Source organism: Dehalogenimonas sp. THU2 (assembly GCF_039749495.1).
Taxonomy (GTDB): domain Bacteria; phylum Chloroflexota; class Dehalococcoidia; order Dehalococcoidales; family Dehalococcoidaceae; genus Dehalogenimonas.
Genome location: NZ_JBDLLU010000006.1, coordinates 1 through 17,598 on the forward strand (window position 1 = coordinate 1; position 17,598 = coordinate 17,598).

Sequence of the window (17,598 nt, forward strand, 5' to 3'; positions counted from 1 at the left end):
CATAACATATATAGTGCGAACCTGTCTACATGGAGTACTTTTGACCTTGACCACCCTCTAATGGCCTTTGGATTATCCTCAAAGTATTTTTGGGAATATTTATGCTTCGGGCGGACACCTTAAACCGTGAATTGAATCAATGGCGCAGTTCCGAAATGATAAAGCTCAGTTGATCATTTAATCACTGGCCATTGGGAAAGTTCATTCGGGAAATGGCCCCTATTTTCGGTTGATGTAGCCGGCAGCAATTTTGAGATGGTCTGTACCAAATTACGCAACCCCCAACGCCGGGTAGCTGACGTCAACACTGTATTCTCGGGTCGACATTCTATGTGATCAACCAGATGGTTTAATACGGTCGATTCATCCCATTCCGGAGATATGTTTGATAATAAGTCTATCTTGTTATAGACCGTGATTCTCGGCTTGTCGGCAATATTTAGATCCCTCAAAATATTTTCAACCGTTTGACATTGCTCCACAGCATTCGGTGAGTTTATGTCAATCACATGAATTAGCATTGACGCCTCGGCCAGTTCTTCCAGTGTTGCATGAAAGGCGTTGACTATCGCCGGCGGCAGTTTTTTGATAAACCCCACGGTGTCAGTAATAAGCACTTGACGATTATCTTGCAGTGACAGACGCCGAGTCGTCGGATCCAGTGTGGCAAAGAGTTTGTCCTCGACTAAAACTTCAGCTTTCGTAAGAGCTTTCAGAAGGCTGCTTTTACCGCTGTTCGTATATCCAACAAGTGCTATGACCGGAATACCTTCGCGCTTGCGCCGGTCGCGGTAAAGATGACGTTGCCTGCTGACATCGGCCAGTTTTTCCTTTAACGCAACTATCTTCCTTTGCAAAAGCCGGCGATCGGTCTCCAGTTGCGATTCACCAGGACCTCGAGTGCCGATGCCTCCGCCTAATCTTTCCAAATGACTCCATTGCCCGGCTAATCTCGGTAGGATATATTGGTGTTGTGCCAACTCTACCTGTAATTTTCCTTCGCGAGTTTGGGCATGACGAGCGAAGATATCCAGGATAAGCGCCACGCGGTCAAGAATTTTAACTTTAAGAGCATCTTCCAAAGTCTTTTGCTGTAATGGAGTCAATTCATCATCAAAGACGGCTGTATCAAAACCACAATCGTCTTTGAGAGCGATCAATTCTTCCAGTTTACCCTTGCCGATGTAAGACGTTTTCTGAGGATGCGCCATGCGCTGTTGTAAACATCCGACCACGACACCACCGGCTGTCTTAACCAGTTGTTCCAGCTCATCCAGGGAATCCAGCGTAGACCAACCAGTGTTTTTTCGGACATTCTCCATGTCGACAGCTACTAATATGACCCGTTCAGGTTTCTTTGCGATTTCGATTAAAGATCTGGTGATTTTGGCGCTCCTGCAATTAATCTCTTCATTATAGCGATCTGAACTATTAAGCAAAAACTATATATTATGTATTTTCATTTTCCAATTTTCAGCGACTGTGCGGCTACTAGAGAATACTCTTAGACACCTATCAATTCGTATTGTAAAATATTACCAAGGTTTAGAAATTTTTTGGGCCTTTATGGTTTTGGAGAATACATGACAGCTTTGCACGGATTATTGCCGTTATTACAACAGGACTCGATATACCGGGAATGGTTAACGAATTTCAAATCTAGTGCCCCATTAAGTCGCATCTCAATTATCGAAGCGGCCCGACCATACTTTTTGAGTTGTCTATTCAATGAGTTAAAGCGCCCCGTCCTGGTCATCACATCCAAAGCAGAAAAGGCTAAAGATCTTTCAGAACAATTAACGTTATGGTTAAATGAGGAGCAGGTACTGCCCTACCCGCAACCGGAGCTTTTGCCGTATCAAAGAGCCGCAGTTGATCGAATCACTGAACTGGAAACTATCCGTGCATTAGCAACCATCGCGGGATGGCCGGTAAAACGCCCGGTGATAACGGTCATCGCCGTAGACGCTCTACTTCAAAAGCTACCGGTATCTAAAAGTTTCAATGACAATTGGGTCTCTATCACTACCGGTGCAGAACTACCGATGTTTGACCTAACGTCAACCCTGGAGGATCTTGGATACCGTTCCGAACACCTTGTTCAGAACCCAGGGACTTACTCCCGCCGCGGAGGTATAGTCGACATTTTTCCACCGACTGAAAATACCCCGTTACGATTGGAATATTTCGGCGATATTATCGAAAGTCTCCGCACCTTTGACCCCGTCTCTCAACGATCTCTGAAAACGCGGGAACACGTAGCCATCGGACCGGCTACATTATTGCCTGTTTGCGCGCAATTGCCCACCTTAGATCTTTCGGGCACCAACGACGTATTGCGTGCGGAACTTGTTGAAGAACTAGCGAAAATGCGACTTGGCGCTCGTCCGGAAATGGCTTCTTTTTGGGCGCCTTACGTTAACGAGGGCACTCTCCTTGACTATCTGCCCGAAAATACACTTATCCTCATCGACGAACCTGACGCTGTTGATCGGGAGGCCAAGTATTACCTTGAGGAGGCTGAGTGTCTCCGGATTGAAAAGACTATTGCTACTGACTTGCCGGCGAGTTATCCCGTTCCATACTTCGATTGGACGACACTCAGTGATCGGATCTCCCCGTTCCAGAGCATCAAACTATCTTCATGGGGTTCCGGAGTTGGTGATGCGGTCGAACTTCCGTTGACATCGGTTGCCAGCTACGCCGGTCGGTTACCCGTCTTATTAAATAAAATTAAAGAATTGAAGAATCAAGGAAAACGGCTCATCATCGCCAGTTATCAATCGGAGCGTTTGAGTGAACTATTATCTGAGGAGGGCACAAGTTTCTCGCTATCGGCTATTATCGATGCCCCGCCCGAAGAAGGGACAATCACGCTAGTTCATAGCCTTTTAGGTTCAGGTTGGGTACTAGGCGGTGAAACGCATTTATACACCGATCGCGAAATATTCGGATTCGTTAAAGAGCGTCGTCAATCTCGCCGGCGTTCCGCTCCCCATCGCCTGGCACTTCCAGAGCTTAAGCCCGGTGATTATGTAGTCCATATTGACCATGGCGTAGCGCGTTTTGCTGATACGGTGACAATGCAGGTCGGCGGCGCATCGAGGGAATACCTTTTACTAGAATACGCCGCAGACGACCGTCTCTATGTACCCACCGACCAGATTGATCGAATCAGCCGATACATAGGCGGCGAAGATGAAGCACCCATTCTAAACCGCATGGGTACTCAGGAATGGGCTCGTTACAAAGAACGTGCTAAAGAGGCGGCTGAAGAAACCGCATCGGAACTCATAGAACTCTATGCTGCCCGTCAGATCGTACCCGGTTACGCATTTTCTCACGACACATTATGGCAAAGGGAACTGGAAGGCTCATTTCCATACGTAGAGACCCCGGACCAAGCTCAAGCACTCATCGATGTCAAAGAGGATATGGAAAAACACCAACCCATGGATCGTCTGATTCTGGGCGATGTCGGCTATGGTAAAACTGAGGTAGCTCTGCGGGCAGCGTTCAAAGCTGTTATGGATGGAAAACAAGTAGCGGTGTTGGTGCCAACCACGGTGCTGGCGCAACAGCACTTCTCAACTTTCCGTAATCGTCTGGCTGCTTTTCCGGTAAAACTAGAAGTGTTGAGCCGTTTCCGTACCGAAAAAGAACAAAAGGTCATCCTATCATCGATCCAAGAAGGCAGCATCGACATTATCATCGGTACCCATCGATTGATACAACCTGATGTGAAGTTCAAAAAGTTGGGACTTCTAATTGTCGATGAGGAACAACGTTTCGGTGTCATGCACAAGGAGTTCATCAAACGCATCCGACAGGAAGTAGACGTACTTACCCTCTCCGCAACACCTATCCCCCGCACTTTGCACCTATCGTTGGTCGGTGTACGGGACATGAGCGTCATCGAAACACCCCCTGGGGAGCGTCTTCCGATAAAAACCTTCGTCGCTGCGTATGACGATCACCTGGTACGGGAGGCTATACTCAGGGAGCGCGAGCGGGGCGGCCAGGTTTTCTTTGTCCATAACCGTGTCCAAAGTATCTATTACATAGCCCAACGGCTCCAAAAACTCGTACCTGAGGCCAGTTTTATCATCGGTCACGGTCAGATGCCGGAGGGTGAACTTGAGGCGGCGATGACGCGTTTTGCCGCCGGTGAGGTGGATGTTTTAGTTTGCACCACCATTATCGAAAGTGGACTGGATGTACCTAATGCAAACACTCTAATCGTGAATCAAGCCGATCGTTTCGGTCTGACGCAGTTGTACCAATTACGCGGTCGCGTAGGCCGTGGGGCTAATTTGGCTTATGCCTCTTTTCTCTATGAGAAAGGCAAACGACTCACCGGTGATGCCGAGAAAAGGTTGCGCACGATCTTCGAAGCGGCGGAACTCGGAGCTGGCTATAGCATCGCCATGAAAGACCTTGAGATCAGAGGCGCCGGTACACTTCTTGGCACCAGGCAAAGCGGCCACATCAGCGCGGTGGGTTTTACCCTTTATACCCAACTACTTACTGAGGCTGTGATTGATCTTAAGGCTAAGAAATCAGGTCAAGAAGCAGCTATTCTGAAATCCAGCAAAATTCCACCCCCCACCATCGAGTTGCCACTAACCGCCTTCATCCCGGACGCCTATGTCGCCTCTCAAGCACGAAGGTTGGATCTGTATCAGCGATTAGCCCGCATTCAAGAAACTGAGGAACTTTTGGATTTTGAAAAAGAATTAATCGACCGATTTGGTTCATTACCCACAGAAGTTCAAAATCTCTTTTATATCATCCGCCTGCGTATGATGGGGCGAAAGGCGAGTATTAAGGCTATCGGCTTAGAGAATGGTCTCATAGCTTTGAGTTTTTTATCGGGAATTCACCCTGATATCAGGAAGATTTCACCTTTAAAGGAAGGTGTAAGGGTTTCGGCAAATAAAATATGGTTCGATTATCTACTACTTGGTAGCCGGTGGCGGGAAGTATTGGAGGAAACGATATGGTGGTTGGGAAGATTATAGATATCTGAGAAAACCTTAATCCGTCTTCTTCAAACAAAAAAGAGGGGGATAATCCCCCTTTTAGTTATTTAACCCTGGTGGTGGGCTCGGCAGGTTTCGAACCTGCGACCAAGCGGTTATGAGCCGCCCGCTCTAACCACTGAGCTACGAGCCCGGCGGCGTTATCGGAGAGTTAGAGGTATTGTTCATCCTCTGGTATATTATCTTCTTCTTCTAATACTTCTTTCTTCTTACGCTCAAACCGGCTTTCTTTCTTTTCTCCGGTAGGTTTTATCACCGCCGGATAATCGAATACCGGCTTGTCTTCTTCCCATGCTTCTGTTGTTGGATTCCACTTTAATCTATCTTGCCGAGCTTGTCTTTCGGCTTCCATCTTATTAAGCTCTTTTTGTGCCAAGTAGCGCTCTTTCTCCTGGGGATCAACACTTGTGGATTTAAGCGCCCAATTAGCGTAATCTTTTTCCGCAGTCTCTTTCATTCGCTGTTCGTCTTGTTCTTTTTCTTTCTTAACCACCTCTTCTTTTGCCCATTCTACCCACGCCTCAGGACCTTTTCCACACGCTTCTTGACGTTCTTCCCGCCAACGAGCAAGTGGATCTGGATCTTTTAATTTTTTGTCTTCAGCCTTGCGGGAAATTTCCCACATTTTTTCTGCATGTTTGTCTTGAGATTGTAGATAACTTCCAGCAGGTGTTGCCGTCACATGCGAAAAGGCAGAAATAATACGATCACATTCAACATTGCATGTTGGACAATGCGTAATGGCATCACTTTCACTGAAGGACCGGCGCAATTCAAACGTCTTTCTACACTCAGGACAAATATACTCATAAATAGGCATCTTACAAAAAACCCCCACTGATAGAAATCAACGTTAAAATTGTATCACTATTACAGGGTTTACGGCAACAGCGGGCGGAGCGATGAAGCTGAAGGTTTGACTTACACGATACACTTCTCCCTCACCCACCATATATAGGAGGATGTTACTCAGAAAAGCCCGGGTTGATATCACCCGATTTTCAGTCATTTTGTCGACGACGATATCGGAAAATATTCCAGTTAACCCGCCGGCTCGTCGGCACTGAAATCGTTGATCTTTATCTCAAAGGCCCCGCCACATAACCTTATTAACGACCTGCACATTTCGTTTTCACGTTTGATGGAGGTCGTCCGTGCTTTTGCTATGGATAGCTTCATCGCCTATAATTACTCCGTAATATCTTAAGAAAGAATGCCATGACATCACGACTGGACAACATTACTAGAGAGCGCCTGGAAAAACTTAGTCGTCTCAAGGAACAAGGTATTGATGCTTACCCCAATACTTTTCACCGCAGCCATTCTAATATCGAAGCGGTAAAACTTCTCGAAGAATCGGAGGTAGCCGGAACAGGCCTTCCGGAGGTAACTGTTGCAGGGAGACTTATATCTCGTCGTGATATGGGTAAAATAAGTTTCCTCGATATCCGCGATGGTGGTGGAAAAATCCAGTTCTTCTGCGGCAAGACCAACCTCGATGAACCCAGTTTGGGGATACTTGAGGCGCTGGATATTGGCGATTTTATTGGTGCGACTGGTGGACTAATGCGGACCCGTGCGGGTGAGCCTTCAGTCAACGTACGACAACTTCATATGCTGACAAAATCACTTCAACCACTGCCAGAAAAGTGGCATGGGCTCCAGGATACCGAAATAAGACATCGACAGCGATACATCGATCTCATTGCCAACCCGGAAGTGAAGGATACTTTCCGTACTCGATCCCGTATTATTTCCGGTATCCGCCGTTATCTCGATACGCATGACTTTCTGGAAGTTGAAACGCCGGTGCTTCAATCTCTCGCGTGCGGTGCAGCCGCACGGCCTTTTATCACTCATCACAATGCTCTGCAGCAGGATATGTATTTGCGCATTGCGTTGGAACTCCACTTAAAACGACTCATCGTCGGTGGATTTGATGGCGTGTATGAGATCGGGCGTATCTTTCGCAACGAAGGTATCTCTCACAAACATAACCCGGAATTTACGATGTTGGAGTGTTATAAAGCGTATGCCGATTACCGTGATATCATGGTTCTTGTTGAAGAGATGGTATCCGGCATCGTCAATGAACTTACGGGGACTTTCAAAGTCACACACGGTGATCGAACGCTCGATTTCACGCCGCCATGGCCACGTATAGATTTCCGCAGTATCCTTTTTGAAAAATCAGGTATCGATTTCTTGGCATACGCCGATATCGATTCGTTACGACAAAAAATGAGGATGATTGGAATGGACATTGACCCCAAGAAAGACAAGGGTAAACTCCTCGACGAACTCTTATCAACCTATGTCGAACCGAGCTTTGATCAGCCTTGTTTTTTGGTCGACTACCCAATTGAAATGTCTCCTTTAGCTAAAATGCGTCCTGATGAACCACGCATCGTCGAACGTTTTGAAGCCTTTGCCGGCGGCATGGAGATCGCTAATGCTTTTTCAGAACTCAATGATCCGATGGAACAAGAACGCAGGTTTGCCACGCAGTTGAAAAACACCAACTGCGCTCCACAGGTTGATGACACCGAGACTATTGACGAAGATTTCCTCACTGCCTTGGAATATGGTATGCCGCCGACCGGCGGTCTTGGCGTCGGCATTGATCGTCTTATCATGCTACTGACAGGTAATCATTCGATCCGTGAGGTCATTCTCTTCCCGACACTCAAGGAGAAGGAGTAATCGATGATTGACTTAAGACTTATCCGTGACAACCCTGATCTGGTTCACCGTGCCATGGCCAGTCGCCAGTCCCAGGCACCGATCGATGATATTTTAGAGACTGACCGTTTACGCCGCGACATCACCCAGGATTTAGATGAGCTTCGGCGCCAGCGTAAAGAACAAGCTAAAACTCGTCAGTCTGACCCTGAAGCCGGCCGGGCTCTACGAGATCAGATCAACACGGCCGAAGATACACTAAGAACACTGGATGAACAACTACAGGACTATTTGCTTCAGGTACCCAATATCCCGCAAGAGAGCACGCCTCTTGGTACTAGTGAAGAAGACAACATTATTCTCAGGTACTGCGGCGAGCTCAAGTCATTCGATTTTCAGGTTAAACCTCACTGGGAATTGGGTGAAAAACTGGGCATGATTGATTTCGAACGCGGAGTTCGCCTGTCCGGTACCCGGTTCTATGTCCTTAAAGAAAACGGCGCCCGGTTACAGCGCTCGCTCATCTCTCTTTTCCTGGATCTTCATACCCGTAAGCACGGGTATAAGGAGATGTATCTTCCGTTCATGGTAAAAAAAGAGTGCCTCTACGCCTCGGGCAACCTACCTAAATTTGCTGACAATCTCTACCGCGATGCCGTTGATGACCTGTGGCTGGTGCCTACCGCCGAAGTACCACTGACCAATCTACATCGTGACGAGATTCTTACGAACGACCAGTTACCCATTGACTATTGTGCGTACACCGCTTGTTTCCGCCGTGAAAAAATGAGCGCCGGTAAAGACACCCGAGGTATCAAGCGCGGCCACCAATTCGACAAAGTGGAACTATACAAATTTACCGAACCAGAAAAATCCAACGAAGAATTGGAGAAACTGCTGGACGATGCGGAGGATGTGGCGCGGGTTCTTGGTCTCCCCTACCGGATTAAGCAACTATGCACCGCTGACATCGGTTTTGCCTCATCCAAGAGCTATGACATCGAGATCTGGGCACCTGGTATCGCTGAATGGCTGGAAGTGAGTTCATGTTCGAACTGCCTGGATTTTCAGGCCCGTCGTGCTAATATCCGCTACCGCCGGTCTTCAGACGGTAAAGTCGACTACGTTCATACCCTTAACGGCTCCGGCCTGGCGTTGCCTCGGGTGCTCATCGCTGTTCTTGAGAATTACCAACAGGCCGATGGTTCTGTGATAGTACCTGACGCATTGCGTCAATACATGGGAGTAGATATTATTGAGGCGCGTTGAGCGCAACACTCCTGTATCATTTAACTTTTCCCGCGTTCGCGTTGATTTCGTTAGTCACCCGTGCTTATCATGCGATATAATTAGGTCATGATTACGAATCTTGATTCCTTCAAAAACGATATCAAATCCAGTATTCAAGCCCAATCGGAAGTTTTGAGGCACCTTGCGCTCAAGATACACGCTTCACCGGAACTCGGCTTTAAAGAGAAGAAAGCTGCTGAATGGCTTATTGATTACTTGAAGCAAAATGGGTTCGCCGTCGAACGGGGTATCGCGGATCTGGAGACAGCTTTTCGGGCGACTTATGGCACCGGTAAACCCGTTATAGCCTTGGTGGGAGAATATGACGCTCTCCCTGAAGTAGGCCATGCCTGCGGCCACAACCTCATAGGCACAGCCAGCGCCGGTGCAGCCGTAGCATCAAAGCAAATTATCGACAATTTTGGTGGCCAAATACAGTTTATAGGTACCCCTGCTGAGGAACTCTTCGGTGGTAAAATCGTCATGGTCCAGAATGGTGTTTTCAACGGATTAGATGCCGCATTGATGGTACACCCGGAATCGGGAGTGAGCACCGCTACCACCACCGCTTTGTCGTGTGTCACACTTTATGTAGAGTACTTCGGTAAGGAATCCCATGCCGCTTCTGATCCGGCAGAAGGCATCAATGCCCTCGACGCTATGGTAATCGCCTATTCCTCAGTAGCCTCCCTGCGGCAGCATATCAGGTCTTCAGCACGCGTCCACGGTGTCATCACCGACGGTGGTAAAGCTGCTAACGTTGTGCCCGGTCATTCCGCAGGGAATTTCCTGGTGAGAGCGACAGATCTGAATTACTTGGAAGAACTCAAGGAGCGGGTGCTTAATTGCTTTCGCGCCGGAGCACAGGCGACTGGAGCCAAGCTGGAATACCGCTGGGACTCAATGGCTTACCATCCTCTCAAAAATAACATGACTCTTGCGGAACTCTACACAGCCAATGTTGCGTCCTTAGGTCTGCAAATCCAAATCGAAGATAAAAGTCAGTCTTTCGGTAGCACCGACATGGGTAATGTCAGCCAAGTGACACCCAGCCTCCACGGGTTCATCGCCATCGCCCCTAAAGATGTTTTCGGGCATACAAAGGAGTTTGCCGCCGCTGCGGCCTCAGAAGCAGGACTTCAGGGTATGCTGAATGCCGCAGTGGCGCTCGGGATGACCGTTGCAGATCTTATAGTCGATAAAGATAAACTTCCGCTGGTTAAAGCTGAGTTCTTGAATAGCCCCTAATGATCAGACCCGTGGTCAATAACATCCGGTTCGAGGAATATTTCCACGTTTTCGTAACCTGTAAGGTCATTTCACGGATTGGACATTACAAGTAAATATGAATTTAGTTTGTGGAGTCGATGTCGGATCTGTCGGCACTAAAACTGTGGTGCTTTCAGCCGATTCACATGTCTTAGCCTCGGTTTATCTACCTACCGGCGGTGACCCGTTGCAGGCAGTCCGGCGGGTGCTGGCGGAGTTAACACAAGGTGTCACAGGTCATATCACCGGTATAGCCGTCACAGGAAGCGCGAGGGAACTGGTCGGCAAAACCATAGGCGCCGATATTATTAAGAACGAAATTACCTGTCAATCAATGGCGGCGGCGTATTTTTTGCCCGGCGTAAAAACCGTTATTGAGATCGGTGGACAGGACTCCAAGCTTATCATTCTGCAAGACGGGCTGGTCCGGGATTTCGCGATGAACACTGTCTGCGCCGCCGGTACCGGGTCTTTCTTGGAACACCAGTCCCGAAGACTAGGGCTGAAAATCTCCGACTTCGCTGCCCGGTCACTGGAAAGCCGCATACCTGTAAAAGTTACCGGACGATGTACCGTTTTCGCTGAGTCCGACATGATCCACTACCAGCAGACCGGCGCTTCTCTCGACGATATCATCTACGGATTATGCCTGGCTCTTGTCAGGAATTTTCTTGGTGATGCCGGCCGCGCGCGTATGATTGAGACGCCGATCATTTTCCAGGGCGGTGTAGCTCGAAATGCCGGCATGATCCGGGCTTTTGAGGAGATACTAGCCTCGCGACTGATCGTACCTCCATTGCCGGAATTCACCGGAGCGATAGGTGCTGCCTTGCTCTTACAGCGTGAATTGACGCATAATAATAGGCATTCGTCACGGTATACGACCCGGCAAGATTTCAGGGAAGACGAGGGAAGAGGATAATATGCGAATTGCCGTTGATGCTTCCGGCGGTGACTACGCTCCTTATGAGATCGTGAAGGGGGCCATCAAAGCCGCCCAGGAACTCAAGGACAAAGGGGTTGAGATCATCCTGGTGGGAAAGCGTCCGGTCTTGCATGTGCAGGCCGGGAAACATCTGAAAAAATTGAATATTTCCATAGTGCACGCTCCCCAAAACATAGATTTCCATGAACATCCAATGGAAGCGCTCAAGAATAAACCCAAGTCATCCATTGCCGTCGGCACCATGCTCGTCAAAGAAGGCCACGCTGATGCTTTTGTGTCTGCCGGTTCCACCGGAGCGGTGCTTTGCGCTGCTTACCTTCTTTTAGGCAAGATCGACGGCATCGAACGGCCAGCCCTTGGAAGCATCATCAAATTGGTGCCGCACGCTCCTTCGTTACTTCTAGACGCCGGAGCCAATTCCGACTGCAGGCCCCAACACCTTGTTGAATTCGCCAGATTGGGCAATATCTACGCCAAATATGTCATGGGGATTGAAACTCCCCGCATCAGCCTGATGAGCAATGGAAGCGAAGAAACAAAGGGTAACAAACTTATAGTGGAAACCCATCAACTCTTAAAAAAAATGCCGGGTATAAATTTTATCGGAAACGTCGAAGGACATGACCTGACGCGGGACACCGCCGACGTCATCGTCACCGACGGCTTTACCGGCAATATTCTTATCAAGGCTTTCGAGGGTTTAGGTGACTCCATAATCAAGATACGCCAGGTCGGCCAAGCTGTCTCCGCAGCTTCTCATTTAAGGGGAAGAGCGCTATTGGCCGATGTCGGTATCAGTCATATGGCTAAAGGTATGGATTTCCGCGAATATGGAGGCGCCTGCCTATTGGGTGTCAAGGGTACCATCATAGTGTCGCACGGGCGTTCCCGCGCCAAGGCTATGAAAAATGCCATTCTCACCGCAAAGCGGACCGTGGAGCAGCGCATTCCAGAACTTATTGCTGAGGAGGTAAAAGAAAATGTCAACTTCGTCACAATATGACGTCATTATCATCGGTGGTGGTCCAGCAGGATTGACCGCCGGGCTCTATACTTCGCGGGCTAAACTCAAAACGATACTCATCGAAGGTAGTGCCGTCGGAGGTCGCATGGCCGAGGCCTGGGAGATCGAAAACTACCCCGGGTTCACCGAATCGATCAACGGTTATGATCTGACACAGAAGATGTACGAGCAGGCAACCAAATTTGGCGTTGAACATGCCCAGAGCAGCGTCACCGCCATTATTAATGACGGCGCCAACAAGACAGTCACCACAACGTCCGGTGATTACGTCGCCCCTGCGATCATCATCGCCGGTGGTTCGGAGCGCCGGAAACTCGGTGTGCCGGGTGAGAAAGAACTGGCCGGCCGCGGTGTGTCTTTCTGCGCTACCTGTGACGGGCCGTTCTTTCGCGATAAAGTGGTAGCTGTCGTCGGCGGAGGTAATGGGGCTTTAAATGAGGCCACCCACATCAGCCATTTCGCCAGCAAGGTGTATATCATCCACCGCCGCGACACCTTACGCGCTACTCCCGTATTACAGGAAAAAACCAAGTCTGATCCCAAGATAGAATTCATATGGAATACCGATGTCGAAGCTATCGAGGGCGAAGATACCGTTGAACACCTGAAGCTCAAAAACATCAGAACCGGTGAAGAGTCTACCCTCCCGGTAGGTGGTGTGTTTATCGCCGTAGGCTTGGTACCGAATACAGATTACCTTAAGGGATTGGTGGAGATGGATTCGTCCGGGGCTGTCGTTACCAATGATAAGATGGAGACTAATGTCCCAGGCATCTATGCCGCAGGCGACGTGCGCGCCAATTCCGTTCGCCAGGTGGTCACCGCCGCTGGCGATGGTGCCACCGCAGCCATATACGCCCAAAAATACATCGCCGAGAAATAGGACCTAATGAAAATAGTTTTACTCAAGGATGTACCTAACATAGGTAAGATCGGCCAGATCAAGGATGTGCCGGACGGTTATGCGCGGAATTATCTGTTAAAGCTGGGTCTGGCGGCGGCCGCTACCAAGGAAGCCACCGCGCTCACCAAGTCAAAGATCGACTCCGACCAGAAGAAACTGGCTAAATTTGAAGCAGAACTTGGTGCAACCGCAAAAATGCTCGACGGTCTCACCGTTGCCGTCAAAGGGAAGACAGGTGCCGGAGAAAAACTCTACGGCTCTATCACTGCTGCCGATATCGCCGCGGCGGTGCGAAAGGTCACCGGTTATTCCTTGGATAAGCGTAAAATTGAGCTCCCTGAGCCTATCCGGTCGCTTGGCGTCTTTCCGGTCACCGTCCGGCTTTCGGCATCCCTGCTACCGGTGGTCAAGGTGAAAGTCACGGCACAAGGGGATTAACTGTATTGGTTGAAAACCGGTTGCCGCCGCACGACCTTGCTGCTGAAGAAGCTGTTAACGGCTCTTTGCTGATCGACGGTAAGGTCATCTACGACCTGGCTACTTTTCTCAAGCCCCTGGATTTCTACTCAGAATCCGGCCGATACATCTATGAAGCGGCGTTGACTCTTTTCCAGCGTGGTGGTGCCATTAACCAGGTGACCGTGGCTCAGGAACTAGAGCGCCAACAGCGGCTGGAGCGCGCCGGCGGGGCGGCCTATCTCTCTCACCTCATGAGTGTGGTCCCGACTTCTCTCGATGCGGAACACTATGCCCGCATTGTCTATAACCTGTCGGTCTCCCGCCTGCTCATTACCGCCGGTACCCAGATCACCAATCTAGGCTACAAGGCGGACCCTGATCCCGGCGCTTCCATCTCCCTTGCCGAAAATATGCTTTTCAACCTGCGTAATGACCGGTCTAACCTGGATTTTGTTCATATCAAGAATATCCTGGACAAGTATCTGGAACCGGCGCCAGCCCGGGAACAATTGGAGAGTGTGCCTACGGGTTTCTATGGATTGAACGATTATATCGGCGGCATGAAACGCGGTGATCTCCTCATCGTGGCCGGACGTCCCAGCATGGGGAAGACTTCATTAGGGCTTAATATCGCGCGCAACGCCGCAGTTGACCATCATGCCTGTGTTGGCATGTTCAGTTTGGAAATGTCATCCGAATCCCTTGTACAGCGATTACTCTCTTCTGAGGCTGGCATCAACACCCGTTTCTTCCAGCCCGGGTTGTCCACTCCCGATGATGAGAACCGCATCATGCATGCCATTGGCAACCTGTCCGAAGCGCCCATTTATATCGACGACAGCCCACAACTGAGAGTATCGGAACTAAGAGCTAAACTCCGGCGGCTGGACTTTGAGCACAAGCTTGATCTGGTCATCGTAGATTACCTGCAACTCTTGCAGGGTGATTCCAGCGGTGGCAAGGAAAACCGTGTGCAAGAGATCAGTTATATTTCCCGCTCCCTCAAGAGTATCGCCCGTGAGATCAACGTACCGGTCATCGCCTTGTCCCAGCTTTCCCGGGCTGTAGAATGGCGTTCGTCGCATGTACCCCAGCTTTCCGACCTCCGTGAGAGCGGTTCCATCGAGCAGGACGCCGACATCGTGATTTTCATCTACAGGGAAGAAGTCTATTTCAAGGAAGAGGAATGGGCGGCCCAGTTCCCGGATAAGGAGTACCCGCGGGAGATTGCCGACATCATTATCGCTAAACATCGCAACGGCGCCACCGGCACCATCAAGGTCCGCTTCCGCCATGCGTTGACCAAATTCGAGAATCTACAGAGCATAGCTGAGATCGCGTAACCATGAAGCATTTCAGCGGTTTCCCGGAACGGTTCGAATTCACCGCGGTGCCCCGCCCGTTTTTATCTCAGGCTTTACCCCTGATCGACGATCTGGATGAACTTAAAGCACTGCTGGTATTTTTCAAACTTCTTTATCAGAAAAAAGGCTTCCCGGTTTATGTAACTGCCGCCGAGATCGCTGCCGAAGGTCCCCCGGATACCGATCGTGAGAATATCGAGCGATCTTTAAAGATGGCGGCTGACCATGCCATCATCATCGCACTTCAAACTACTAACGGCGGAAGGCTGTACTTTTTGAACGACGAGCGCAACCGCCAGGCGCTCAGAAAAATGGAATTCGGTGAACTCGAACTGCCAGGGATCAAAACTAGTCCGGCGACCGTGATCCAACCGCCGGAATTACCTGATGTTTTCAGTCTTTACGAACAAAATATCGGTTTGATCACCCCCCTCATCGCCGATGAATTGAAAGAAGCCCTTCGCCTTTACCCCGAGGTATGGCTTAAAGAAGCTATTGGCGAGGCCGCTAGGCTGAACAAGCATAACTGGCGTTACATCAGCAAAATATTGGATAATTGGGCAACTCAGGGTAGGAACGATGGAACACATCAGCGAGATATTGATAAAGGCCGCCCGGACAAGTACGTCAAAGGCCAATACGGACGTTTCGTCCAGCGATAAAGCCACAACCACGCCGTCGAAACCGGAATGTTCGCTATGCCGCGGCGCCCGTTTCGTCCATGCCCGCACGCCAGAAGGGACGACGGACTACACCCGTACCCTACCTTGCCGTTGTGTGGATATCACCTCCGACAAGGATAGACTCAAGCGCTTGATAGATTACTCCCAATTGGGCACTCTCCGGTCACTCACCTTCGACAACCTTTTACAGGAAGGCCGCCACGGTTCGGCGCAACACCAAACCGTATTCAAGGCAGCTTATAAGGCAGCTTTTACCTTTGCCGCCGATCCGTTGGGGTTTCTGGTTTTTACCGGCCCGTCCGGCTCCGGTAAGACCCACCTCGCGGCGGCCATCACCAACAAACGTATTGAGACCGGCCATGCCGTGCTTTATCGCTCGGCGCCAGATTTAATGGATGACCTTCGCGCCGGCTTCTCCACAGGTGCCGAATCCCCTTATGCCGATACCTTTGAGCAGATCAAGAATACACCCCTTTTAGTTCTGGACGATCTTGGCATCCAGTCGGATACCGCCTGGGCACGGGAAAAACTGGATCAGTTGATCACATACCGCTTCAAGCAAGAATTACCGACGGTACTCGTAACCGCGGCGCCGCTAGAAGCGCTGGATGAGCGTCTGCGAAACCGCATCGCCGACCCGCGGTTGGCGACAGTGGTACGACTGGCTGGTCAGGACGTCGGCGGCTGTGAATGGCCTGAAAGGTTGGCGCTCCAGAAACGCATGACCTTTTCCAGCTTCGATAGCGACCGTCTCAATCTGCCCCCTGAGGAAAGAGAGAATCTCTCACGCGCCTACCAGGTTGCGCATGATTTCGCGCGTTCACCGGAAGGCTGGCTCATTCTACAGGGGGTTACGGGTTGCGGCAAGACTCATCTGGCATCATCCATCATCAATTTCCGTTATCAGGCAGGACTACCGGCGCTCTTCGTGGTGGTGCCGGAGTTTCTGGACCATCTTCGTTCCACTTTTTCTCCAGACAGCAAAATTTCTTATGATGAGATGTTCGACAGAGTTAAAACCACGCCCTTTCTGGTGCTTGACGACTTCGGTGAACAGGCCTCAACACCTTGGGCCCACGAAAAACTGTATCAGGTGATTAGTTATCGCTACAACGCCCAATTGCCTACGGTGGTCACCACCCGTGCTTCTCTTGACGAGATAGAACCAGCTATCAGTTCTCGTTTCATTGACCACCAGTTCAGCATGGTCTTCAACGTCACCGCCCCGGACTACCGCGGTGATGCCAGCCATAATAAATCCCGCCGCACTCGAACGCCTCGTTCGCCCTATAAAAAATAAAGGCACTGTTCCGGTCTTTCATCGGTAATGGTAGTCGAATCCGGGCACTTGCGTCCGCTGCCTATAATCTCCTACAATTGAGACCGTTAGGGAGATACGGCCGAAATGCTTAATCACCCCGTGCTGGTTTTGAACCAGAACTACGAACCGATCCATATCTGCCAGGTCAGGCGCGCCATACTATTGGTCTATCAAGGCAAAGCCGAAATGCTGGAGGATGGGCTCGGCATGGTACATACCGTGCAAATTTCGGTACCGATGCCCTCGGTCATCCGCCTGCAACACCAGGTCAAACGCCATCGACCCGTACACAAACTTACCCGCATCGGCATTTTTCAACGTGACGATTTCACCTGCCAGTACTGCGGCAAGAGAACCCAACCGCTCACGATAGATCATATCATGCCGCGTTTTCAAGGCGGCGGTCATTCATGGGACAACCTTGTCGCGGCTTGTATGCCCTGCAACCGTCATAAAGCCGGGCGGACACCGGAACAGGCGAATATGAAATTGCTGAAAAAAGCCGGTCTGCCGGAAGGGCGGGTGACGGTGATCAGTTCCCACCGGTTTGAAGAACGGCTGCCTTTATGGCGCAAATATCTGCCTAGCGGTTGCTAATTTCCGCCCCGGGTACG

At 50.1% G+C, this 17,598-nt stretch carries 14 protein-coding genes and 1 tRNA gene; 12 read left to right on the forward strand and 3 right to left on the reverse strand.

From position 1 onward, the window contains the following. Positions 1-173 precede the first annotated feature (173 nt). Positions 174-1,439, reverse strand: coding sequence for a GTPase HflX (hflX, locus tag ABFB09_RS04295; RefSeq protein ID WP_347000160.1), 1,266 nt, complete (start codon positions 1,437-1,439; stop codon positions 174-176). Positions 1,440-1,583: 144 nt separating this feature from the next. Between hflX and mfd the strand changes: the two genes are divergently transcribed. Further along, positions 1,584-5,021: a transcription-repair coupling factor gene (gene mfd / locus ABFB09_RS04300; RefSeq protein ID WP_347000161.1), complete on the forward strand. Its 3,438-nt coding sequence runs from the start codon at positions 1,584-1,586 to the stop codon at positions 5,019-5,021. 78 nt (positions 5,022-5,099) lie between these two features. On the opposite strand, the gene ABFB09_RS04305 is transcribed toward mfd, so the two are convergent. Further along, a tRNA-Ile gene (locus ABFB09_RS04305) sits at positions 5,100-5,175 on the reverse strand. Positions 5,176-5,193: 18 nt separating this feature from the next. Beyond that, positions 5,194-5,862, reverse strand: a complete 669-nt coding sequence (locus tag ABFB09_RS04310; RefSeq protein ID WP_347000162.1) for a zinc ribbon domain-containing protein — start codon at positions 5,860-5,862, stop codon at positions 5,194-5,196. Positions 5,863-6,260: 398 nt separating this feature from the next. On the opposite strand from ABFB09_RS04310, the gene lysS reads away from it, so the two are divergent. From lysS to ABFB09_RS04365, 11 genes are all read left to right on the forward strand, one after another. Beyond that, positions 6,261-7,745, forward strand: coding sequence for a lysine--tRNA ligase (gene lysS / locus ABFB09_RS04315; RefSeq protein WP_347000163.1), 1,485 nt, complete (start codon positions 6,261-6,263; stop codon positions 7,743-7,745). A 3-nt stretch (positions 7,746-7,748) separates the two neighbouring features. Continuing rightward, the gene (gene serS / locus ABFB09_RS04320) at positions 7,749-8,993 is read left to right on the forward strand and encodes a serine--tRNA ligase (RefSeq protein WP_347000164.1); all 1,245 of its coding nucleotides are present in this window, start codon (positions 7,749-7,751) and stop codon (positions 8,991-8,993) included. A gap of 87 nt (positions 8,994-9,080) precedes the next feature. Beyond that, on the forward strand, positions 9,081-10,262 hold the full coding sequence (locus tag ABFB09_RS04325) for a M20 family metallopeptidase (protein ID WP_347000165.1): 1,182 nt from the start codon (positions 9,081-9,083) through the stop codon (positions 10,260-10,262). Positions 10,263-10,359: 97 nt separating this feature from the next. Then, positions 10,360-11,205 (forward strand): acyl-CoA dehydratase activase, encoded by an 846-nt coding sequence (locus tag ABFB09_RS04330; RefSeq protein WP_347000167.1) that lies wholly within the window; start codon positions 10,360-10,362, stop codon positions 11,203-11,205. A 1-nt stretch (position 11,206) separates the two neighbouring features. Then, positions 11,207-12,232, forward strand: coding sequence for a phosphate acyltransferase PlsX (plsX, locus tag ABFB09_RS04335; RefSeq protein WP_347000168.1), 1,026 nt, complete (start codon positions 11,207-11,209; stop codon positions 12,230-12,232). Then, on the forward strand, positions 12,210-13,136 hold the full coding sequence (gene trxB / locus ABFB09_RS04340) for a thioredoxin-disulfide reductase (RefSeq protein ID WP_347000170.1): 927 nt from the start codon (positions 12,210-12,212) through the stop codon (positions 13,134-13,136). The genes plsX and trxB overlap by 23 nt, the downstream gene beginning before the upstream one ends. A 6-nt stretch (positions 13,137-13,142) precedes the next feature. Beyond that, positions 13,143-13,595, forward strand: coding sequence for a 50S ribosomal protein L9 (gene rplI, locus ABFB09_RS04345; RefSeq protein ID WP_347000172.1), 453 nt, complete (start codon positions 13,143-13,145; stop codon positions 13,593-13,595). A 5-nt stretch (positions 13,596-13,600) separates the two neighbouring features. Beyond that, the gene (gene dnaB, locus ABFB09_RS04350) at positions 13,601-14,959 is read left to right on the forward strand and encodes a replicative DNA helicase (protein WP_347000174.1); all 1,359 of its coding nucleotides are present in this window, start codon (positions 13,601-13,603) and stop codon (positions 14,957-14,959) included. Between the two features lie 2 nt (positions 14,960-14,961). Then, on the forward strand, positions 14,962-15,642 hold the full coding sequence (locus ABFB09_RS04355; RefSeq protein WP_347000176.1) for a DnaD domain protein: 681 nt from the start codon (positions 14,962-14,964) through the stop codon (positions 15,640-15,642). After that, positions 15,560-16,963 (forward strand): ATP-binding protein, encoded by a 1,404-nt coding sequence (locus tag ABFB09_RS04360; RefSeq protein WP_347000178.1) that lies wholly within the window; start codon positions 15,560-15,562, stop codon positions 16,961-16,963. Before ABFB09_RS04355 ends, ABFB09_RS04360 begins: the two co-directional genes overlap by 83 nt. Positions 16,964-17,068: 105 nt before the next feature. Continuing rightward, positions 17,069-17,581 (forward strand): HNH endonuclease, encoded by a 513-nt coding sequence (locus tag ABFB09_RS04365; RefSeq protein ID WP_347000179.1) that lies wholly within the window; start codon positions 17,069-17,071, stop codon positions 17,579-17,581. Positions 17,582-17,598: the final 17 nt, after the last annotated feature.

Excerpts from the sequence above, each read along its gene's own strand:
- mfd (WP_347000161.1), top strand. The coding sequence starts at position 1,584 with ATGACAGCTTTGCACGGATTATTGCCGTTATTACAACAGGACTCGATA.
- ABFB09_RS04310 (WP_347000162.1), bottom strand. The coding sequence starts at position 5,862 with ATGCCTATTTATGAGTATATTTGTCCTGAGTGTAGAAAGACGTTTGAA.
- lysS (WP_347000163.1), top strand. The coding sequence starts at position 6,261 with ATGACATCACGACTGGACAACATTACTAGAGAGCGCCTGGAAAAACTT.
- serS (WP_347000164.1), top strand. The coding sequence starts at position 7,749 with ATGATTGACTTAAGACTTATCCGTGACAACCCTGATCTGGTTCACCGT.
- ABFB09_RS04325 (WP_347000165.1), top strand. The coding sequence starts at position 9,081 with ATGATTACGAATCTTGATTCCTTCAAAAACGATATCAAATCCAGTATT.
- ABFB09_RS04330 (WP_347000167.1), top strand. The coding sequence starts at position 10,360 with ATGAATTTAGTTTGTGGAGTCGATGTCGGATCTGTCGGCACTAAAACT.
- plsX (WP_347000168.1), top strand. The coding sequence starts at position 11,207 with ATGCGAATTGCCGTTGATGCTTCCGGCGGTGACTACGCTCCTTATGAG.
- trxB (WP_347000170.1), top strand. The coding sequence starts at position 12,210 with ATGTCAACTTCGTCACAATATGACGTCATTATCATCGGTGGTGGTCCA.
- rplI (WP_347000172.1), top strand. The coding sequence starts at position 13,143 with ATGAAAATAGTTTTACTCAAGGATGTACCTAACATAGGTAAGATCGGC.
- ABFB09_RS04355 (WP_347000176.1), top strand. The coding sequence starts at position 14,962 with ATGAAGCATTTCAGCGGTTTCCCGGAACGGTTCGAATTCACCGCGGTG.
- ABFB09_RS04360 (WP_347000178.1), top strand. The coding sequence starts at position 15,560 with ATGGAACACATCAGCGAGATATTGATAAAGGCCGCCCGGACAAGTACG.
- ABFB09_RS04365 (WP_347000179.1), top strand. The coding sequence starts at position 17,069 with ATGCTTAATCACCCCGTGCTGGTTTTGAACCAGAACTACGAACCGATC.